Below are 20,587 nucleotides of genomic sequence, written 5' to 3'. Positions count from 1 at the left end.
TATATTTGCCTTAGGACTAATGGTTTACTGTTATGAAATGTTCTGTTGTCAATCGGCTATTGCCGACACGTAATTGGAAAGTAGCCGCCCTAGTTCTAGCAGGCTCTTTCGTTGGAGGCTTCGGGCTATTCCTATACCACTTGCGTGCGCACACCCTCGTCACAGACGCCCCCGCCGCTTGTATGAACTGTCACGTCATGACGCCCTACTATGCTTCGTGGTCTCATAGCTCACACGCTCGCAATGCAACTTGCAATGACTGTCATATCCCTCATGAAAACTTTGTGAGAAAGTGGGCTGTGAAAGCGAGAGATGGTATGCGCCATGTCTACGTTTTCCTCACCAATACCGAGCCAGAAGTAATCCAAGCTCACACTCCAGGTTCGCAAGTCATTATGAATAATTGTATTCGCTGCCACACTCAGCTCAATACAGAGTTTGTGACCACGGGAAGGATTGATTATATGATGGCTCAAGTTGGTGCAGGCAAAGCCTGCTGGGATTGTCATCGAGATGTACCACACGGAGGACAAAATGCGATCTCCTCCACTCCCTCGGCCATCGTGCCTCATCCTCCTAGCCCTGTCCCAGAGTGGCTAAAGAAAATGATTAATTAGAGCTATTCACTTAATACCTCGGATACAACAATGAAACGGAATCTTAAACCTTGGCAAAGCTGGGCATTGTTCGGAGGATCGATGATCGTCGTCTTCTTTCTCGGACTATGCGTTTCGGCTCTCATGGAGCGACGCGCCGAGGTGGCCAGCATCTACAACAACCGCAAGACCAAGATGAAAGGTATTGTGGCACGTAACGATTTATTCCGCGACGACTTCCCTCGCCAGTATCAAACTTGGACAGAAACCGCTCAGACGGACTTCAAGAGCGAATTTAATGGGAGTGAGGCTGTCGATGTCCTAGCACAGAGGCCCGAGATGGTTATTCTCTGGGCTGGATATGCATTCTCCAAAGACTACACTACTCCTCGTGGGCACATGCATGCGGTAGAAGATGTGACACGTACGCTTCGTGTTGGCTCTCCTACTTTTACGGGCAAAGAACCTCAACCCGCTACTTGCTGGGTGTGTAAGAGCCCAGATGTGCCTCGTATGATGCAGGAGCTAGGTGTAGCAGAGTTTTACAAGAACAAATGGTCGGACATGGGAGAGGAGATTGTTAATCCCATTGGATGCTCAGACTGTCACGACTCAGAAACGATGAACCTGCACATCAGCCGTCCTGCACTTGTAGAGGCATTTGAGCGTCAGGGGCGTGACATCTCCAAAGCGACACCACAGGAGATGCGTTCGCTAGTCTGTGCTCAGTGCCATGTAGAGTATTATTTCAGAGGAGATGGCAAGTATCTTACTTTTCCTTGGGATAAGGGCTTCACAATGGAAGATATGGAGGCCTACTACGATGATCATAGATACTACGACTATATCCATACCCTAAGTAAAGCACCGATCCTCAAGGCTCAGCACCCAGACTACGAGATATCACAGATGGGTATCCATGGGCAGAGAGGTGTATCTTGTGCCGACTGTCATATGCCCTATAAGAGTGAGGGAGGTTTGAAGTTTAGTGATCATCACATTCAGAGCCCTCTCAATATGATCGACCGCACTTGTCAAGTTTGTCATCGTGAGAGCGAAGAAACACTACGCAATAATGTTTACGAGCGTCAGCGCAAAGCCAATGAAACACGTAATAGACTAGAGCAGGAGTTGGCTAAAGCGCATCTCGAAGCTCAATTCGCTTGGCAGCATGGTGCAAAAGAAGAGCAGATGCATGAGGCACTACAACTCATCAGACAGGCTCAGTGGCGCTGGGATTTCGGTGTGGCCTCTCACGGAGCTTCTTTCCATGCTCCACAAGAGATTCAACGTATTCTCTCTCACGGGTTAGATCGAGCACAGCAAGCACGGTTGGCTATCCATAAAGTATTGGCAAACAACGGGTATGTCGGCGATGTGCCTCTACCCGATGTTTCAACCAAGGCTAAGGCTCAGAAGTATATCGGTCTAGATATGGAAGCTGAGGAGAGTGCCAAGGAGCAATTTATGCACACGACGGTGCCAGAGTGGTTGGCCAAAGCCAAAGCCGTTGGCAAACTCGCAGATGCTTAGCGCCTCATTGGTTATTAGAAAATAAACATCGCAGCTGAAGAACTATTAGGTTAGTCTTCGGCTGCGATGTTTTTGTTGTACTCTTGTAATAGCTATTATCTTGCTAGGCTCTCGATAAACTTTCTTGGATATGAATACCTAATTTGCCCTTCATCGTCAATGAGTAGGATGCTCAGTTTGCTATCGGGGACGAGCTTTTTGCTAGCCCCGTAGCAAGCATCGGTAATATAGCACATCAGTTTGTCGAGATCGTCAAGCCCTAGTTCCGTCCACAGTTCTCTAGCTAATGTGATGCGGTCTATGAGCTCATGAGCTTGAGCGCTACAAGCCGAGGCGGTGGCTGCTTGGTGCAGAAAGTCCCTATTCATAACTACCTTCTTGCTATGCGTGTCGAGATTACCCTCGGCTAGCTTCACTGCCTTACCAAGCATAATGCCCATATAGATACGAGGCACTCTATGCTCGGCTAGCTTGGCAAGGGTTTCGCCTATGAAGTTACCATACTGGACGAAGGACTGCGGTGGCAAAATAGGGAAAGCAGCCTTGAGGTAATTTTCACTTTTGGCACCGCTATTGATGACGATCGTATCTGCTCCAAGAGCCAAGGCTACATTCGTTTGGCGTGCTATTGAGGCGATGAAGGCTTCGGAAGAGAAAGGTTTGACTACCCCTGAAGTGCCTATGACGGATATCCCCCCGACGATCCCAAGCCTTGGATTAAATGTCTTCTTGGCGAGCTCCTCCCCATCTGGAATGCTGATACGTATATCCACGCCCCCCTCGGGGATTAGTTTACGGACTTCATCGGTCATCATTCGCCTTGGAGTGGCGTTGATAGCAGGCTCTCCGACCTCTATCCCTATGCCCGGGAGCGTTACTATGCCGACCCCTACGCCTTGTAGAAAGCGTACCTCGGATAGGTCGCTCGCCAGTGTAACCTCTGACCATATTTCAGTTCCATTAGTAACATCGGGGTCGTCGCCAGAGTGCTTGATTGCCTTGGCTAAATAGCCTTTGGCTGTCGGCTCAACACTCTGGATAGGGAGCGACACGGTTTCTCCGCTAGGCAGTGTTACCTCTGCCGAATCGGTTTGCTCGCCGTAGAGTAGCCCACGCAGAGCTGCCACTGTAGCTGCCGTAGCAGTAGTTCCAGTGGTAAAGCCCGTTTTTAGAGGGAAGAACTCTGGCACAATTCGCTCCACCGCCTTGCGAAGCCCTACAGGGCCATTGACCATTTGGTAGTGATCTGGCAGACGGGGGCGAGTAATCATATAGATAGGTACACCTGTGGCAAGTGCAGGAGCTATTTTTTCGTCAAAAAAACCACTCTCTCCACTTTCTTTTGTGATCACTGCATCGGGTTTTATTTCGTCGAAGAGCTTTTGGTCTTCTCCCTCGGCGAAGTATTTGATGTGTGAGGCTGGGAAACCTGCGGCTTCGGCTTTTTCTCGTGAGTCGTCACGATCGAGAATACGGAAGAAGGTTTCTCGCTTTGACCAGAAAGCTCTGAGGTGTGGTATCGTATTGACTCCCGTGAGCGCAAGTAGTCTATGAGCAGGCTGAGCTAGGAGGCGCTGAGCCATCTCCTCGTAGCTCTCGCAGGGAATGATACGTGGGTCGAGTGGGGGATAGCGACGTTCGTAGCGTACCACAGGGATCTCAAGGGTAGCAGTGGCTAGCCCAATGGTGCGGTGCAGCTCGGCTGCGAAGGGGTGTGCTGCATCAATGACAAGGCGAATATCCTTCTCTTGGATAAAGGTTTTCATCGCCTCCTCATTCATCGCTCCCGTGAGGCGAACCCCATGTACGAGGTCTACCTGCTGTGCATCACCTTTGGTTGAGTAGTAGTATTCACGCCCAGATTCATCAAGAACAGAGCAAACGACTCGCCCCTCGGTTGTGCCACCATAAACGAGTATCATCGGCGGAATAGGTGCTTAAATTCGTCTGCGTATAGGCGGGATAGCCCCTTACGATTGTCAATAGCTTCGCCTACGACGATCATTGTCGTCAGGGTAAGGTTATTGCTTTTGACGATCTCGGCAAGGTTTTGTAGCTCCCCTCGATAGATGCGCTCATCTGGCCACGTTAAGTGGTAGCATGCTGCTACTGGCGTTGTCGGAGGGTAATGTTCTAGGAGCTGAGCTTGCACATCGTCCACAATACCAGCTGAGAGGAAGATACACATCGTACTCTGTGAGCGAGCGAGCATGTGGAGCTTCTCTTTGTCAGGCATCGGTGTGCGCCCTTCCCCACGAGTAAGGATAATAGTCTGCGTTTTTTCGGGGATTGTGAACTGGGAGCGTAGGGCTGCTGCGGCAGCTTGGAATGAAGAGATACCCGGGGTAATATGATAGCTCATATTGTACTGGTCAAAGAAAGCCATCTGCTCCTGAATAGCTCCGTAGATGCAGGGGTCGCCCGTGTGTAGGCGAACCACTAGTAGCCCTTTGTCGTAGAACTCCTTCATAATGGCGAATTGCTCTTCTAGATTCATCGACGCCGAGCTCCTGACCGTAGCAGTTGGCTTGGCACAATCTGTCAGAGCGCGAGGGACCAAGCTCCCAGCATAGAGGATTAGGTCTGCTATCTCTAGGAACGCTCGGCCACGTATGGAGCATAGATCAGGATCTCCGGGGCCAGCTCCTACGATCTCGATGTGCCCACGTCGCTCAGCCTTGCGATCTATGGCGAGAGCAAATGTGAAGTCATTCCCTTTGTGGATCATACCTTTTTGCTTCTCGATGAGTATCGAGCCAAGCCGAGCTGATAGTCGAGCTGAGCTCTCCGCTACGCCATAGACGCCTGTTACCTCATAGACCTTTTGCGAAGGGTTCGGGATCTCTACGGGCGCCAGATCCTCGGCCGTGTAGATGTTGGCTTGGGCGATATTCCAGCGGCTCAATAGCTCGTGGAGCAGCGGTTCATCTTTCTTGAGATCAATCGTGCCAATGCGGCAAATCGCCTCGGGGAAGAACCCTCTCTCCCTAATCTGCTCTTCGATGTACTGTGGTATATCAAGCGGATCGCACTGATAGCGACACCCCAAGCCAAGAGTTAGGACACGAGGAATAAACTGTATCGTCGGAGTTGTGGTTTCGTATCGTCTTGGGCTGACAACAAGAATTAATTCATAGTCTTCTGGGCGGAAACTCTCCCTCTTGTAAAAAACGTCTACGTGCGAGGCTTTGCTACGCTCAAGGTCGAAAGTCCCTCGGTCTTTGACCTCAAGTAGCAGTGCAGTCTTTCGCTCGTTGGTGTATAGCGCAATGGGGCGGTTTAGCCCGTCGCAGTTGTTGATGGTCTTCCAGCCGTATTTCCGCCCGAGCAAGTCAAGTGCCCATAGCCCCGTATTGTCTGTTTGCGTGCTCACTACGGCTTCTGCCCCCAGTGTCGCAGCAATCCGATTCGTCAATTCGTTTGCCCCACCAATATGCCCAGAGAGAACAGAAACAACGAACCGCCCCGTACTATCTATGTTGATGACCGCAGGGTCTTGGTACTTGTGTTGGATATGTGGGGCGATGCTTCGCACGCAGATCCCCATAGCCCCGATGAAGACCCATGCGTCATACTGATGAAATCTCTCAGCTGTGAATGTCTTGATATCGGAGATTTGCTCTACGCTCTCGCCTGCATGAGGGGAGAAAATACTGATTTCTTGGGGATACTCGCCTAGAAGGAGGCGAGCTATCTGCTGACCTGCAGGAGAAACGGCGATGACTGCTATATTCATTATCTTGGCTTTGTTTCTAAATATATTATGATAACACAAACTTAGATAAAAAGGTCGAATTGAGGGTTTATTTTGGTATTGTTAGACCTGCGAATACGATAATAGATGAGGAGCATACCATGAGCCATCTATAAATGGCTCACGATATGCTCCTCCAAGACAAGTAGGCAGTATGCCAGACTATGCCTTGTGCTTGTGATCGCTAGGCTATTGGATACGCATAGGAGGCTTAACGATCTCTGCCTCTAGCTTGCGTCCACGTACTACGATGTAGATCTTGGTGCCTACTGTGCTATGCTCTTTCTTGACGTAGCCCATACCGATACCGATCTTCAGACTTGGTGACATCGTGCCAGAGGTAACTTCTCCGATGATGTTGCCTGCTTCGTCTGCGATCTCGTAGTGACTGCGGGGTACCCCTTTGTCTTTTAGCTTAAAGGCAATGAGTTTGTGAGCTACTCCCTCGGCTTTTTGCTGCTCAAGCATAGCACGAGAGGGGAAGTTTTTCCCTTCGGCAAACTTGGTAATCCAGCCTAGACCAGCCTCTAGTGGAGAGGTCTCGTCTGTAATATCGTTGCCGTAGAGGCAGAATCCCATCTCTAGACGTAGCGTATCTCTAGCGCCTAGACCAATAGGCTTGATGCCTTCCTCGGCACCAGCCTCGAAGATTGCGTGCCAGATCTTCTCACCATCTTGGGGGTAGAAGTAAATCTCGAAGCCTCCAGCACCTGTATAGCCAGTGTTGGATAGGATCACATTGTCGCAGCCTGCGAACTTCCCTACCTTAAACGTGTAGTAGGGGATTTGGCTTAGGTCTATATCCGTGAGCTTCTGTAGCACTTTCGTAGCTAGAGGCCCTTGTATGGAGAGCTGACCGATGTTGTCACTGCTATTCTCTAGCTCTGCTCCTACTTGATTATGTGCAACGCACCACGCCCAGTCTTTGTCCATATTAGCTGCATTGACTACAAGCATATATTTCTCATCTTCGTAGCGGTAGACGAGCATATCGTCTATGATACCGCCTCGATCGTTGGGGAAGCAAGTGTATTGGATATCGCCTACTTTGAGTTTAGAAACATCGTTGCTCGTGATGTCTTGTAGGAACTGAAGAGCCTTAGGACCTTTGACCCAGAACTCGCCCATGTGCGACACATCAAAGACACCCACACCATTGACTACGGTCATGTGCTCGTCAATGATGCCCGTGGTGTATTCAATAGGCATATTATAGCCAGCGAATTCGTGCATCTTAGCTCCTAGGCTTTGATGAATAGCGGTGAATGGAGTTTGCTTCATGATGAATTACATCTAATCGTTTGACTTTATTTTAGTAATACGTGGATAAAGGTAATGAGATTATCTCAAATCCGTAGCAAATCAGTTTGCAACATTTATACTTCTAGAGCGAAGGGGGGAGAGTGCCATTGGCAGCAAGCTCTAGAATAAAATAATCGGTGCCACACCCTTATGGATATGGCACCGATCTCTATAAGTTTCGCCTAGGGCGAGTTGGGTGGTTTAGTTGTTCACTGGCTGACCCATTACAAAGCGAATATCCTTAAACTCCTTGCTGGTAGAGAGGCGCATCGTCACGCGACCATCGTCCCAGTAGCTTGGGAATCCGCCGTGGATAGCGCCGACGAAGACTACCTTCACGGGGTGGAAGCCAGCCTTGAGGGCACGGCTCTTATCCTTACGGCTAAATTTCTTAACCTCTCCAGCATTGTCGATGAGCTTCTCTCCTTCGATCCAGAATTCGTCATTGTTGGTTGAGAAGAAGTACACACCATCTTCTGGTACCTCGATGTAGCCCTCGGCTACCACAGCCTTACGTGCGAACTCGTCGAAGTTATTCACTAGACGGTCTGGGATAATCTGGGAGATCTTCTCAATAGTACCCTCGGTCCAGTTGGTAGCCGAAGCAAAGTCTGAGGCCTGCATGTAGTCGCCAACAGAAGTTTTGGTGCGAAGACCATCCTTAACGCCCGTAAGCTCAACGGCTGGGCTAAGTGCCTGCTTCTCGAAAGTAATAGCTCGGATTGGGCTTAGCTTACCGCTTGGGAGAGCAGAGGCTACCTTGATGACCTTATTCTCTGTTACAAGGATAGGAGCAGTGTACTCGGTAGAGCTAGCAGTAGGCTCGCTTCCGTCTAGCGTATAGACAATCTTAATAGGTCTTGTCGTGGTAAGCTCTAGCTTAGTGGAGTCTACGAATGCGACGAAGTTGCAAGAGCCATTAGGCTGCTCTGGCTGTGGAATATGGTAGTTTACGCCATATTGGTCTAGACGTACATAAGCATTGTTAAGGCGACGAGAGAAGTCTTCATAATTCTTACGATCGTTGGGCGACCAAACAGCCTCTGCTAGAGCTAGGGTGCGAGGATATGAGCGGTATTCACGGATTGCATTGTCGTATAGATACTCTGCCCATACGTTTACCTGTGCCCCTAGTATGTGGTGACGCTTGTCTGGAGCAATGGCCTCTGGGATTGGGTGATAGTTATAGACCTGTTGAAGTGGCGCATAGCAGCAGATTGCCACGGGCTCAATTTTAGGATCACCCTGATAGTGGTCGATGTATAGACCTCCACTGCCGGGGGTCATAATTACGTCGTGCCCCATATTGGCACTAGTGATACCGCCCTCTTCTCCACGCCAGCTCATCACGGTTGCCGAGGGAGCAAGGCCTCCTTCTAGGATTTCGTCCCAACCGATAAGACGCTTACCATGCTTCTCTAGCATCTTTTGAGCTCTGCGGATCACGTAGCTCTGTAGCTCGTGCTCGTCCTTGAGCCCCTCTTCCTTGATACGCTTCTGGCAGTTTGGACAAACCTTCCAGCGATCTTTGGGGCATTCGTCACCTCCGATGTGGAAGTATTCGCTGGGGAATAGTGGAGCTACTTCGTCAATGACGTCTGCAAGGAAATCGAATACGCTCTCCTTACCAGCACAGTACACATCAACCTCTACCCCCCAGATGTTGCGTACGGAGTAGTCATTACCCTTCTGTGTTTTGGGGTTACAAGCTAGCTCTGGGTAAGCTGTAATAGCGCCCATAGCATGGCCCGGTAGCTCGATCTCTGGGATAATTGTCACGAAGCGCTCCTGTGCATAGCTTACGATTTCTTTCACTTCCTCCTGAGTGTAGAAGCCTCCGTACTCGGTGCCATCGCCCTCGATACGCTTGCTACCTACCTCAGTTAGGCGAGGATACTTCTTGATCTCGATACGCCAGCCTTGGTCTTCTGTGAGGTGCCAGTGCAGACGGTTGATTTTGAACATAGATAGCACATCGATATGGCGCTTCATTTCGTCCACCGTGAGGAAGTGACGGCACACATCTATGAGCATACCACGGTAACCAAACTCGGGTTCGTCCTTGATGTCTACGGCAGAGGCGTACCAATGTACGTTGTTTACCACCTTTGGGCTCTCAATCTCGGCAGGCAGTAGCTGCAAGAATGTTTGCATACCATAGAATAGGCCATGGGCGGTCTGACCTACGATTTCTACGCCCTCGGCTGAGCTTTTGAGCGTATAGCCTTCGTCCTTGAGCCCAAGGCTGGGGTCAATGCGTAGGCTAATCGCACCAGAAGACTTGCTCCCCTGCTCAACGGCAAGGGTATAGCCTGTAGACTTCTTGATCTTGTCAGCGAAGAACTCGGCTATTGTCTTGGCCTCGTCGCCCTCGACCATAAACTTACTCTTCTCGGTTAGTTCGTAGTGACCTGTGGCCTCTACGAGTTCTTTTGGAGTAGGAATGATGTTAATTCCCTTGTCGTACTCGGGCGTTGTCTTCTCTACCTGTGGGGTACAGCCCACGAGCAGACCAGTTACTGCCATGGCTACGCTAAGCAAAGTTTTTTTCATACGGATTTATATTGATTGATGTTTGATTTTAAGCACAAGGAGGAAGCTCCTTGCTCCGACCATTAAGCTAATCGAAGCAACGAGCCTCCTTCTTCTTGACTGCTTTGCTATTTGCGAATATGTCGAGGCTTACCAAGCGAAGATTGGATACTTAGTCATCATCTCATTGACCTCCTTACGGACGGCTGCGATCACAGCCTGATCTTCTGGAGCCGAGAGTACACGATCTATCTTATCTACAATGATCTCCATCATATCCTCCTTGACGCCACGTGTCGTGATCGCAGGAGTTCCGATGCGGATACCCGACGTTTGGAAAGCTGATCGGCTATCGAAAGGAACCATATTTTTATTCACAGTAATATCTGCCTCTACGAGAGCCTTCTCTGCCACCTTACCTGTTAGCTCTGGGAATTTGGCACGTAGGTCGATCAGCAAGCAATGGTTATCTGTCCCTCCAGAGATGAGCTTGTATCCACGCTTAACGAAGGCTTCTGCCATAGCCGCAGCATTCTTCTGCACCTGTGCTTGATACTGCTTAAACTCTGGTTTGAGTGCCTCCCCGAAGGCAACAGCCTTGGCAGCGATCACATGCTCTAGTGGGCCGCCCTGTACGCCGGGGAATACGGCAGAGTCGAGTAGGGCAGACATCTTTTTGATTTCGCCCTTGGGTGTAGTCTTGCCCCAAGGATTGTCGAAGTCTTTACCCATGAGGATAATCCCACCACGAGGGCCACGCAGGGTCTTGTGTGTCGTAGAGGTAACGATGTGAGCATACTTAATTGGGTTATCGAGCAGGCCAGCAGCTATTAGCCCTGCTGGGTGAGCCATATCTACCAAGAAGATAGCTCCCACCTTGTCTGCAATCTCTCGCATACGCTTGTAGTCCCACTCACGGGTGTAGGCCGAGCCTCCACCGATGATGAGCTTAGGCTTATGCTCTAGGGCACGTGCTTCCATCTGATCGTAGTCTACACGTCCGTCCTCTTCGCCCACGTTGTACTCAACTGGCTTGTAGAGTATCCCTGAGCTATTGACCAGTGAGCCGTGCGAGAGGTGTCCGCCATGTGCTAGATTTAGTCCCATAAATGTGTCGCCGGGCTCTAGGCAAGCGAGCAAGACAGCCATATTGGCCTGCGCTCCAGAGTGAGGTTGCACGTTGGCCCATTCAGCTCCGAATAGTTCCTTGAGGCGATCGATTGCAATCTGTTCGCTTTTGTCTACGACCTCGCAGCCTCCATAGTAGCGACGACCGGGATACCCCTCGGCATACTTATTGGTCATACAGCTACCCATAGCCTGCATCACGTCTTCGCTTACGAAATTCTCGGAGGCAATCAGCTCAATGCCCTTTAGTTGCCTTTGATACTCCTCTTGAATGAGGTTAGAGATGACAGAATCCTTCATTGTTGTTTCTGTTTATTGTTAGTATTGAGAACTATTTAATTAAAATGCGCACACATGTAGCGCAAAGATACTAAATACCTTTTGATGAATAGCTCCCTAGACCTTTATTTTTCTTTTGTTTTGCCTTATTTGTGGATATAAAATAAAAGCTGCACCACGAGCTCTCGAGGAGTTGTCGTGGTGCAGCCTTGATGGACTTACGAAGTTGGATTAGATCATTGGGAGCATCGTTAGGATCACTACCAGCAGAGCTAGGATCGCATACAGCTCTGGGAATACGGCTACCACCATAGTGCTACCGAATACGTTATTACCATTACCGATAGCCTGAATACCATTGGCACAAACCTGAGCCTGACGGATCGCAGAGAATAGACCTACCACACCGAGAGCCAGACCTACACCTAGGATTGCCCAAGCGGCAAAGGGCGTTACGCCACCTGCGCCGATCATATTGTCAATCGCTAGCTTGGCAAGGAAGAAGCCTACGAATCCATACAGCCCCTGAGAGCTGGGGAGAGCCGTCAGACCGATGTATTGCCCTAGGGCATCGGGATTCTTCTTGAGAGATCCCACTACTGCGTTACCGCAAATCGTCACACCGATACAGCTACCGATGCCAGTTAGGCCGACCATGAGAGCCACGCCTAAGTACGCCAACATTTCATTCATACTGATAAAACTTTTTAGGTTGTTTATTTGATTTTGTTTTTAATTATTTCTTGAGAGGTTGATAGGCCTTACCGCCACCCTCAAACTCGCTATTCTTATAGAACTCCACAAAGGTAAGACGAAGCGGATGAACGAACGAACTAATCATCGCCAAGCTGATATTTAGCCCGTGGCCAACCAGAAGGATTAGGAGCATCATGGGCACACGCACCAGCCAAGGCAAACCCTCGGTCTGCTCTACGGCAAGCTGGTTGAATACGCCGCCAAGGATACCCCCTGTCAGACCGATGGCAAAAAGACGAATGTAGGAGAGGGTATCTCCCAGCAAGCCCGATGCCATATTGTAGGCCGTCCATAGTGCCGAACCGAAGTTGAGGAATGGGTTCTTGCCCGGCATATTGTAGAAGAATGCCACAAGGGCAGACACGCCGACGATACCATATATAATATAAGGTACGAAAGCAGGTAGCTCTAGCTCCAAACGAGGTAGCAGAATCATAGCACCCAACCCCAAAAGCATCGCAATCCAAGCGAAGGGAGCAAGCGAGTACTTGACGCCACGCTGCACCTTGATCTTATAAGCCGCCACCGCCTTGGCAAAGAAAATCTGAATAAGCCCCAGCACGACCGATAGCTTCATCAAATTGTCTTGATTGAGGAAGTAATCCTCCGCCTTGGCATACCCTAGCGTCACACCGAAGAACGTCCCCATCAAGAGGCCTATGACACAGGCACCACCGCCTAGCCACTGCAAGAGGCGAGCCATATCTTTGCCGTCTTTGGTCTTGATGCGGTAGATCGTCGCAAGGACAAATACCAGTAGTCCGTACCCTCCGTCGCCGAAGCAAAGCCCAAAGAAGAGCAGGAAGAATGGAGCGAAGAGTGCTGTCTGGTCGATTTCGCTGTAATTCGGTAGCGAAAACATCGAAGTAATCGGCTCAAAAAGGCGAGCGAAGAAGTTATTCTTCAGAAGAATAGGGATCTTGTCCTCATCGACTATCTCTACCTGCTGGTAGTAGTAGCCCGTCTGGGCAAGAGCCTGCTCCATCGCTTCGGCACCCTCGGCTGGCACCCAGCCCTCAAGGAGCATCAGCTTGTCATCGGCTTGGCCTACGGCTTGCAGGCGTGCTGCGCCGAGCATATAGTCGTCATCTATGAGTTTATCGTAGGCCTTGAGCTCGATGAGCCTATCTAGAGCTGTCGCACGCAGAGCCTCACTCTCGGCTTCTAGACGCTGCTCTAGCATAGCAAGGTCGTTGTGCAGATCTGTAAGGCTATGGGTTGGCGGCTTGATCGCCTCGGCATCGGGTGCGGGGGAAGTGCCAGCCTGCTCTAGACGTACGAAGTATTGGCTAGCCCCATTGCGAGCTATGGCGATGGCATCGTACTCTGCTTGATAATCCTCGGTGAAAGCGGTCGCAGGCATCGTGTAGAATGCCAGACGGTAGCCCGCCTCGCCTAGACGCTCGATCTGTGCAGGGTCGAAGTCGCCCCAAATCTCCTGCTCGGCGATCTCCTGACGCTTGAGCTGTATGCTCGAGAGCGTTTTGCTGCGCTGTGCTAGATCATGCTCGAGCTGTTGTACAGCTGCCTCACCTGCCTCTTCACTTATAGTAGGCAGAGGCTTAGGCTCTGGCATATCCTCTGGCAGATAGTCCGCTAGGGTACGCCGCAGAGCCACCAAGTTGGCTCGCCGATCGAGCATCGCTTTGAGGTGATCGACCTCCTTGGGGTTGTTGCGCTCGGTGATATGCACCACGCCCAAGTCCCGTAATGCCAGCAGGAACTCCTCGTACTCCCTATGGTAGATGACGAAGGAGTATTTGCTCATGCGTTGTATCATACGGCTTCCTCCTCTTCTTTTTGCGCACGCTTCTCCAGATTGGCACGCATGATCTTCTGCGAACTTTTCGACAGACTCTCTTCGTCCTCTAGGAAGCGTTTGATTTTACGTATAGCGTCCTGATAGCCGGGTATCTGAACCTTCTCGAATAGATTAACCTTCTGAGTGGTTTTCTTACGGGCGTGCTCGAGGAACTCCATCTTTAGGCGGAGGAACTCGGCTTGAATGCCCGTAGTGGCTAGAGTCTTGAGCAAGTCAATACCCTGAGCGTACCATGAGGGTGCATTAAAAATGCTGAAGGGCTTGATCTCATAGTGGATGTCGTCTAGTACGGGTAGTACCACACCTGCGACTTTGCGCACGGATAGGTCTACACGATCCACACGAATAAGCTCGGGATTGAACTCATCCCACAAGCTCATCATGCTCTGATAGCCCCGAATATCTTCTTCGAGCTTTAGTTCCAATGCCTCGACCTCCCGCTTGGTTTGCTTCACCTGCTGGCGCAGAGCACTCTCCTTACTCTTGATCGTAGGCAGGGTGCGCACGCGCATCTTCAGGTTTTTCTCCTGTTGTTGGAGCGAAGTCTTGTTATACTGAAACTTAATAGCCATTTTATCTGTGTTCTTGCGAACTTATTTGTTGTTTCTTGCGAGCGTCAGTGTACAACATGCGTGGAGCAGGCAGGAACAGTATAATGAAGAATAGCATGCCCTGCGGAAGCCTACTCAGTGCGCCATCAACCACTCCGATAAACTCAAGGAAGCTAATCACTACCGTTGGCACATAGATAGCTAATGAGATATAGGTAACTACTCGCCATAACTGACTGGCGAAGAAGCGCACTAAAGCACCTCCCAATTTATTCTCTGCCATAACCTAATGCTTACTTTCGTTGTCCTTTTTACTGATACGGATATAGCTCCTGACAATACGGTAGCAGACAACGACGATGAATACTCGCATTGTGAATGAAGGGGAATGGTTCCCTTCTCAAGCACATGGAATGTCTGCAGAAGAGATAGTCCTGCTACAATAACAAGTACTACTCCAGCGATGTAGGCAGTCACCCTGCCACTTGGAGTCGCCAGAAAATACTTAATGCGGTTTCTAATACTTTGCAGTTTCATAGCGCTAATACAACTATCGTATTTGCTGACTAATCGCCTCTAGTGGCTACAGCCCTGCATCTGGTAGGCTACCTCCGCCGGGGGTGCTGCCACCGCCCGAATCGGCACCTGTATTTGGCGCACCGGGCTTGATGCCTTTCTTCTTGGCAGTAGCTGCGTTGCGAGCTGCCTCCTCCTCGGCGCTGATGCGCTCAAACTTCACGTCCGTAAGTGCCTTGAAGGCGGGCTTGGGGCGGAAGGAAATTTTGGGATCACGGATGCTTGCCTTGGCAGAGAAGTCCTCGCCAACGGGAACGCCCGACGAGCCGAATGTAGGGCTAAACGTGCCTAGCTCACCGCAGTCCACGCTCTCGCCGTCCTGCATGTGTCGGCGCAGCACTGTAACCATGCGGTCCAGCACCGCTTTGACGTCTGCGCTGCCCACGGTGCTTCCGTCTGCAATCTCCTCGCAGAAACGCTTGAACGTGATTTTCTTCGACGTAATCGACTGGGCAAATTGCATTTTCTTGCCCTTATCCTTGCCTAGTAGTACTTCTCTAGTAAGTACTCTGTATTTGATAGCCATATTCAGTAACTGATTATTTTATTATACCTGCTTCTTATTTCGCTAGCCTAATACCTCCTCTTTGCGTCCTATATAGCGTGCATTTGCACCCTATGGTGGTTGCGTCTGCACCCTATATACCGTGCTTCAGCACTCTATAATGGGTGCAAGCGGAGGGCGTTAGGTTATTTGTTTAAGCCTCTTGCTTAGTCCAATAAGTATCTACGAGTTGCTGCTTGATATTAACCTCCGAGGGCTTGAAGTACTTGCCAAAGAGTCGCCAAGCAGTATTGAGCATCTCTTCGGTGTCTACATTTACGTCGATAGCTAGTAGCTCACGAGAGTAGTCGTCGGCGAAGCTAAGCGCACGTTCGTCGTAGTCGGTCAGGTCGAAGCCGTTCTCCATCTTCGTCTGTGCGCCTGCGGCATCAGAGAATAGGCGTACGGCAGCATTCATCACCTGTGGGTGGTCTTCTCGGGTCTTCTTGCCGATAACGAGCTGCTTGAGGCGAGAGAGCGAACGGAATGGGTCTACGATCACCTTGCCTACGTTGGTGTCCCTACGCAGATAGAGCTGTCCCTCGGTGATATACCCCGTGTTGTCGGGTACAGCGTGCGTGATGTCGCCACCAGAGAGGGTCGTTACGGCAATGATCGTGATCGAACCACCGTCGGGGAACTGTACTGCCTTCTCGTAAATCTTGGCAAGGTCGGAGTAGAGCGAGCCGGGCATAGCGTCCTTGGAGGGAATCTGGTCCATACGATTGGATACGATAGCCAAGGCGTCGGCATAGTTGGTCATATCGGTGAGCAGAACTAGTACCTTCTCCTTTTTCTCTACCGAGAAGTATTCGGCAGCAGCCAGTGCCATATCGGGAATAAGTAGACGCTCTACCGATGGGTCTTCGGTGGTGTTGATGAAGCTGATGATGCGGTCAAGCGCACCTGCGTTGCTGAATGTATTCTTGAAGAACAGGAAGTCATCGTTGGTCATACCCATGCCCCCAAGGATAATCTTGTCGCTCTTGGCTCTGAGGGCCACCATAGCCATTACCTCGTTGAAAGGTTGGTCTGGGTCTGCGAAGAATGGGATCTTCTGCCCCGTCACTAGGGTATTGTTTAGGTCGATACCTGCTATACCTGTGGCGATAAGCTCGGAGGGTTGCTCACGGCGCACGGGGTTTACCGATGGGCCACCAATCTCGATTTCTTTGCCCGATACTTCGGGGCCGCCGTCAATAGGCTCTCCGTAGGCATTGAAGAAGCGCCCTACGAGCTGATCGCCTACCTTGAGCGAGGGAGCCTTGCCTAGGAATACGACCTCGGCATTGGTTGCGATACCCTCCGTACCACCAAAGACTTGTAGGGTTACTTCATCACCCATGATACGTACTACCTGAGCCAGACGGCCGTCTATGGTTGCAAGCTCCTCGTTGCCCACACCGCTAGCGTGGAGCATACAAGTGGCCTTGGTGATATTACTAATTTTAGTGTATATCTTCTGAAAAGCTGTTGCTGTCATATCCTTATTCTATTTAGCACGTTGGTTCACGATTTCGAGCATCTGTTGCTCTGCTTTGTAGAAGTCATCACTCTGATACTCGGCATAGTTCATCTGCTTGAAGGTATTGATCATCTCCTTGAAGTAGCCAGCTACCTCTGCGAAGGACTCAAATTCAAACTCTGTATTACATACCTTGATTACGTGAGCCACCATATACTCTTGGCGCTCTATTGGGCAATTGCAGTCGATACTATCGAAAGCGTCTTGCTGTAGGATCACAAAGTCGATGAGCTCCGCCTTCCAGAACGTAATGTGGTACTCCAAGGGCACACCGTCGTCCCCTAGAATGTTGATCTGCTCGGCGATTTCTTTACCCTGCTGTAGGCGTTGCTTCATCTCACCTACTTTCTCTACCCAGCCAGCACCTACACGCTCGGCTACGTACTCCTTAAACTCGGGGTACTCTAGGTATTTGGAATAACTATCAATGGGGTTCACCGCAGGGTAACGCTTGCGGTCGGCACGCTCCTGCTCTAGGGCGTAGAAGCAACGTGCTACTTTCTTGGTATTCTCGGTTACGGGTTCTTTGAGGTTACCCCCTGCTGGCGACACAGTACCGATGAAAGTTACTGAGCCAGTCTTGCCATTGTTTAGGTACACGAAACCAGCACGAGCATAGAAGTTAGCCACAATGGCCGATAGGTCCATCGGGAAGGCATCAGGCCCCGGTAGCTCTTCTAGACGGTTACTCATCTCACGCAGTGCCTGCGCCCAGCGGCTAGTAGAGTCTGCCATCAGGAGCACCTTGAGCCCCATCGAGCGGTAGTACTCGGCGATCGTCATAGCGGTATAAACTGAGGCTTCGCGAGCGGCTACGGGCATGTTGGAGGTATTGGCGATGATGATCGTACGCTCCATCAGGTGGCGACCTGTATGTGGGTCGAGTAGCTCTGGGAACTCCTTGAAGATCTCTACCACCTCATTGGCACGCTCCCCACAGGCTGCGATAATCACGATATCCGCCTCGGCCTGCTTACTGATAGCGTGCTGGAGTACCGTCTTACCTGTACCGAAGGGACCGGGTATGAAGCCGGTGCCTCCCTCTACGATTGGGTTAAGAGTATCGATCACACGTACGCCAGTCTCTAGGAGCTTGAAGGGGCGTGGCTTCTCACGGTAGCACTGTATAGCCTTCTTCACGGGCCACTTCTGCTCCATGGTTACATCAATATCCTTGCCGTCCTCGTCCGTCAGGGTGGCGATCACTTCCTTCACGGTGTAGTCGCCTTCGCCCTTGAGTGCCTTGATCGTGTAGTTACCTTCGAGTACGAATGGTACCATGATCTTGTGTGGCTGATAGTTCTCATCAACCTCACCGAGCCAGCTACCCGCTTGTACTCGGTCGCCTACGCTAGCAATGGGTTTGAACGCCCACTTCTTGCCTTCGTCTAGCGGATAAGTGTATGAGCCTCGCTGCAGGAAGACACCGTCCATCTTGTCGAGGTCGTTCTGCAAGCCGTCATAGTTCTTGGCGAGCATACCGGGCCCGAGGGTTACCTCGAGCATGTGCCCCTCAAAAGTAACGGGGTCGCCGATACGCATGCCACGGGTACTCTCGAAGACCTGTGCGTAGGCGTTCTTCCCGATTACCTTAATCACCTCACTCATCAGAGGTGTACCTGCGACGGTGATGTAGCAAATTTCGTTTTGTGCCACGGGGCCATCTACCTCGATGGTGACGAGGTTGGAGACAATCCCCTTAACAATACCTTTTGTTGCCATATATATAATGTTATTTATTTCCTGTGAAAAAACCTTTTGAGCCTAGATCGAAACCTATCTGCGCCCCTTGATACTTCTGAGCAACAGACAACGCATTGTTGGAGGTAGCTCCGTACGGCGATCGACCGACTTCGTAGTCCTATATTGCGATGGGGCGGGAATTTGGGGACTAGAAAACGATTAGGTCATAGCTCATAACCGATCGAGCTATCTAGGTACTTGCTGCTTACTTCTTGGTGCTACGGCGAAACTCGTCGAGCGAAGCATTACTCTCGGCCTTGAGTCCCATGACGATACTACGGAAGCGAGTTTCGCCCTGCTTCTCGTCTAGCTTGAGCCAGCGCTCGATGATCCCGAGGCGTATGTAGTAGCTGAGCACGTTCTCTATGTCGAAAACCTTGACGAACGTTTCGTCATCGAGCCAGCGCCACTTGAGCATGTCAATCATACGCTCGCGGCGAGTAATATCTTCCTCCTCGGCGGCCTGAATGATTTGTGGCATATAAGGCACTTCCTCCCCAAGCTCAAAGTCTTTGGCTCGAGAAGTGCGTAGCTGCTCCTCGATATGGCTGTTACCCACAACAAATTGGTCTATTGGCCAGCCAAGACGGCGGCACGTGTAGACAGCCATGACGTTGCGAATTGTTTGATTGAGCCTAAACCAGTCGGCTAGGTACTGGTTGCTCGACTTGCTCGCCTCAGCATAGTAGAGCTGAGCAAGCCGATCCTCGGCAGAGAGAGGGCTTTTCTTTAGATTTTCGGCTTCGTCCTCGTCTTGAGGCTCGTAGTAGAGTTCGTGCACAAACTGGCGCATATAGTTAGGTACCTGCTTGCTTCTGCTAGCTTTTCCGCCTGCGGCTGCAGTACGGGCGATATGACGTAGTTCCTCGAGGGGTAGCAGCGTATCTATCTGCTCGGTGTCCTCGTCCTGCTTCTGCTCGACGAGCAGTAGCTCCTCTTGGTGCAAGCGTAGTAGCTCCCTATTGGCATCCTCTAGGTGAAGCCACTCTAGTAGCTCCTTATCCTTGGAGCTTAGGACGTCTTGTAGCTCTAGATAGAACTCCTCTTGCTCGTAGGGTAGCTTCTGGCCGTCTGCTGATAGCACAGGCAGCCCTGCTACCAAAGCGTAGTATTTACCCATTAGCGATGCTATTTATGGTGGTTATATATCGACTTAAAATAGCATCTCGGCTAACTGAGGACGCAGGAAGTTTTTGAATAGTTCGACGAACTCGGCCTCACCAATCTGGATCTTGAAGGCACCATCGGCAGGCTTTAGCACGAAGTCTGTGGGTTTGCCAGCAACGCTCTTGATTTCTAATCCCTGCTCTAGGATACCCTTGGCAGTGGAGGCGAAATAAGCCTTTAGCTCGGCGGCTTGTGCTGTTTCGATCACTACTCCCTTGTTTAAGTCGAAGCCTTTGACTAGTTCAAGAATTACCTTTTGCATGAAAGCTGGGTCTGCCATGGCTGCACGAACGCTTGATGAGGCGATCTCACCGTTCAGTTTGTCTAGCAGGGTAGACTTTACGGACTCTACCATTTGGCCTGCATAGAGTTTGAGTTCGCCTTCTGTATTTTGGCGGAGCTCTTGTGTGCGTTTCTCCGTATTGCGTAGGATTTCTTCGGCCTGCTGGCGTGCCTGAGCCTCTATCTCTTGAGCCTTTTGCTTAGCCTCTGCGAGTATTTTAGCGGCTTCTTCGTTGCCTTTCTGTACACCCTCGTTATAGATCTTAGCGGTCAGTTCTTGAATTTTTGAGTCCATAATATGCTATTTAGTTAATGTCTATCTATGCTATACGCCCCATCTGAAAAAATGAGCATAGCAAAGGTAAGTAATTTCCTTATAAACTCCATAGAGGTACAATAAGTGCACATTCCTCCTTCCAGCGCAACAATGTTGATCTAAGTTAGTCCTAAAACTTGGCTTGGCGTTAGGTATCCTAGCCGTTTTCTGGGTCTTCGAT

At 50.5% G+C, this 20,587-nt stretch carries 16 protein-coding genes; 2 read left to right on the top strand and 14 right to left on the bottom strand.

Annotated features, from left to right (window positions below; all coding sequences use genetic code 11):
• The first annotated feature begins 32 nt into the window (after positions 1 to 32).
• Both nrfH and nrfA read left to right on the top strand, forming a co-directional pair.
• On the top strand, positions 33 to 617 hold the full coding sequence (nrfH, locus tag HQ48_RS01380; protein WP_044188236.1) for a cytochrome c nitrite reductase small subunit: 585 nt from the start codon (positions 33 to 35) through the stop codon (positions 615 to 617).
• Positions 618 to 647: 30 nt separating this feature from the next.
• Positions 648 to 2,129: an ammonia-forming cytochrome c nitrite reductase gene (nrfA, locus tag HQ48_RS01375; protein WP_044231341.1), complete on the top strand. Its 1,482-nt coding sequence runs from the start codon at positions 648 to 650 to the stop codon at positions 2,127 to 2,129.
• A 95-nt stretch (positions 2,130 to 2,224) separates the two neighbouring features.
• Here the strand turns inward: nrfA and cbiD are convergent, their stop codons facing one another.
• The 14 genes from cbiD to HQ48_RS01305 form a co-directional block, all read right to left on the bottom strand.
• On the bottom strand, positions 2,225 to 4,051 hold the full coding sequence (gene cbiD / locus HQ48_RS01370; protein WP_044231340.1) for a cobalt-precorrin-5B (C(1))-methyltransferase CbiD: 1,827 nt from the start codon (positions 4,049 to 4,051) through the stop codon (positions 2,225 to 2,227).
• Complete coding sequence (cobM, locus tag HQ48_RS01365) at positions 4,048 to 5,865, bottom strand: precorrin-4 C(11)-methyltransferase (protein ID WP_044231339.1); 1,818 nt, start codon at positions 5,863 to 5,865, stop codon at positions 4,048 to 4,050. The genes cbiD and cobM overlap by 4 nt, the downstream gene beginning before the upstream one ends.
• Before the next feature lie 207 nt (positions 5,866 to 6,072).
• Positions 6,073 to 7,164 (bottom strand): glycine cleavage system aminomethyltransferase GcvT, encoded by a 1,092-nt coding sequence (gene gcvT / locus HQ48_RS01360; protein ID WP_044231338.1) that lies wholly within the window; start codon positions 7,162 to 7,164, stop codon positions 6,073 to 6,075.
• A 222-nt stretch (positions 7,165 to 7,386) separates the two neighbouring features.
• Complete coding sequence (locus HQ48_RS01355; RefSeq protein WP_044231337.1) at positions 7,387 to 9,738, bottom strand: family 20 glycosylhydrolase; 2,352 nt, start codon at positions 9,736 to 9,738, stop codon at positions 7,387 to 7,389.
• Positions 9,739 to 9,867: 129 nt separating this feature from the next.
• A complete protein-coding gene (gene glyA, locus HQ48_RS01350) occupies positions 9,868 to 11,145 on the bottom strand; it encodes a serine hydroxymethyltransferase (RefSeq protein WP_044231336.1) in 1,278 nt (425 codons plus the stop codon).
• Between the two features lie 210 nt (positions 11,146 to 11,355).
• Positions 11,356 to 11,817 (bottom strand): ATPase, encoded by a 462-nt coding sequence (locus HQ48_RS01345; RefSeq protein ID WP_044188249.1) that lies wholly within the window; start codon positions 11,815 to 11,817, stop codon positions 11,356 to 11,358.
• A 43-nt stretch (positions 11,818 to 11,860) separates the two neighbouring features.
• Positions 11,861 to 13,660, bottom strand: coding sequence for a V-type ATP synthase subunit I (locus HQ48_RS01340; RefSeq protein WP_044231335.1), 1,800 nt, complete (start codon positions 13,658 to 13,660; stop codon positions 11,861 to 11,863).
• On the bottom strand, positions 13,657 to 14,274 hold the full coding sequence (locus tag HQ48_RS01335; protein ID WP_044188253.1) for a V-type ATP synthase subunit D: 618 nt from the start codon (positions 14,272 to 14,274) through the stop codon (positions 13,657 to 13,659). Before HQ48_RS01335 ends, HQ48_RS01340 begins: the two co-directional genes overlap by 4 nt.
• A 1-nt stretch (position 14,275) precedes the next feature.
• Entirely contained in the window at positions 14,276 to 14,536 is a 261-nt protein-coding gene (locus HQ48_RS01330; protein WP_044231334.1) for a hypothetical protein, read from the bottom strand.
• Between the two features lie 300 nt (positions 14,537 to 14,836).
• Positions 14,837 to 15,355, bottom strand: coding sequence for an HU family DNA-binding protein (locus tag HQ48_RS01325; protein WP_052408918.1), 519 nt, complete (start codon positions 15,353 to 15,355; stop codon positions 14,837 to 14,839).
• 172 nt (positions 15,356 to 15,527) lie between these two features.
• Positions 15,528 to 16,856, bottom strand: coding sequence for a V-type ATP synthase subunit B (locus HQ48_RS01320; RefSeq protein WP_044231333.1), 1,329 nt, complete (start codon positions 16,854 to 16,856; stop codon positions 15,528 to 15,530).
• A gap of 9 nt (positions 16,857 to 16,865) precedes the next feature.
• Positions 16,866 to 18,620: a V-type ATP synthase subunit A gene (locus tag HQ48_RS01315; RefSeq protein ID WP_044188256.1), complete on the bottom strand. Its 1,755-nt coding sequence runs from the start codon at positions 18,618 to 18,620 to the stop codon at positions 16,866 to 16,868.
• A 226-nt stretch (positions 18,621 to 18,846) separates the two neighbouring features.
• Positions 18,847 to 19,761, bottom strand: coding sequence for a DUF2764 family protein (locus HQ48_RS01310; protein WP_044231332.1), 915 nt, complete (start codon positions 19,759 to 19,761; stop codon positions 18,847 to 18,849).
• A gap of 33 nt (positions 19,762 to 19,794) precedes the next feature.
• Positions 19,795 to 20,385 carry an ATP synthase subunit E gene (locus tag HQ48_RS01305; RefSeq protein ID WP_044188261.1) on the bottom strand — a complete coding sequence of 197 codons (591 nt, stop codon included), beginning with the start codon at positions 20,383 to 20,385 and terminating at the stop codon, positions 19,795 to 19,797.
• Between the last annotated feature and the right edge of the window lie 202 nt (positions 20,386 to 20,587).

Source organism: Porphyromonas sp. COT-290 OH3588, from assembly GCF_000769075.1.
Taxonomy (GTDB): domain Bacteria; phylum Bacteroidota; class Bacteroidia; order Bacteroidales; family Porphyromonadaceae; genus Porphyromonas.
Note: the sequence above shows the minus strand (reverse complement) of the source record. Positions and strands in the feature narration are given on the sequence as shown.

What these genes read in the sequence shown, in the direction of transcription:
- nrfH (WP_044188236.1), top strand. Translation starts at nt 33, where the DNA reads ATGAAATGTTCTGTTGTCAATCGGCTATTGCCGACACGTAATTGGAAA.
- nrfA (WP_044231341.1), top strand. Translation starts at nt 648, where the DNA reads ATGAAACGGAATCTTAAACCTTGGCAAAGCTGGGCATTGTTCGGAGGA.
- cbiD (WP_044231340.1), bottom strand. Translation starts at nt 4,051, where the DNA reads ATGATACTCGTTTATGGTGGCACAACCGAGGGGCGAGTCGTTTGCTCT.
- cobM (WP_044231339.1), bottom strand. Translation starts at nt 5,865, where the DNA reads ATGAATATAGCAGTCATCGCCGTTTCTCCTGCAGGTCAGCAGATAGCT.
- gcvT (WP_044231338.1), bottom strand. Translation starts at nt 7,164, where the DNA reads ATGAAGCAAACTCCATTCACCGCTATTCATCAAAGCCTAGGAGCTAAG.
- HQ48_RS01355 (WP_044231337.1), bottom strand. Translation starts at nt 9,738, where the DNA reads ATGAAAAAAACTTTGCTTAGCGTAGCCATGGCAGTAACTGGTCTGCTC.
- glyA (WP_044231336.1), bottom strand. Translation starts at nt 11,145, where the DNA reads ATGAAGGATTCTGTCATCTCTAACCTCATTCAAGAGGAGTATCAAAGG.
- HQ48_RS01345 (WP_044188249.1), bottom strand. Translation starts at nt 11,817, where the DNA reads ATGAATGAAATGTTGGCGTACTTAGGCGTGGCTCTCATGGTCGGCCTA.
- HQ48_RS01340 (WP_044231335.1), bottom strand. Translation starts at nt 13,660, where the DNA reads ATGATACAACGCATGAGCAAATACTCCTTCGTCATCTACCATAGGGAG.
- HQ48_RS01335 (WP_044188253.1), bottom strand. Translation starts at nt 14,274, where the DNA reads ATGGCTATTAAGTTTCAGTATAACAAGACTTCGCTCCAACAACAGGAG.
- HQ48_RS01330 (WP_044231334.1), bottom strand. Translation starts at nt 14,536, where the DNA reads ATGGCAGAGAATAAATTGGGAGGTGCTTTAGTGCGCTTCTTCGCCAGT.
- HQ48_RS01325 (WP_052408918.1), bottom strand. Translation starts at nt 15,355, where the DNA reads ATGGCTATCAAATACAGAGTACTTACTAGAGAAGTACTACTAGGCAAG.
- HQ48_RS01320 (WP_044231333.1), bottom strand. Translation starts at nt 16,856, where the DNA reads ATGACAGCAACAGCTTTTCAGAAGATATACACTAAAATTAGTAATATC.
- HQ48_RS01315 (WP_044188256.1), bottom strand. Translation starts at nt 18,620, where the DNA reads ATGGCAACAAAAGGTATTGTTAAGGGGATTGTCTCCAACCTCGTCACC.
- HQ48_RS01310 (WP_044231332.1), bottom strand. Translation starts at nt 19,761, where the DNA reads ATGGGTAAATACTACGCTTTGGTAGCAGGGCTGCCTGTGCTATCAGCA.
- HQ48_RS01305 (WP_044188261.1), bottom strand. Translation starts at nt 20,385, where the DNA reads ATGGACTCAAAAATTCAAGAACTGACCGCTAAGATCTATAACGAGGGT.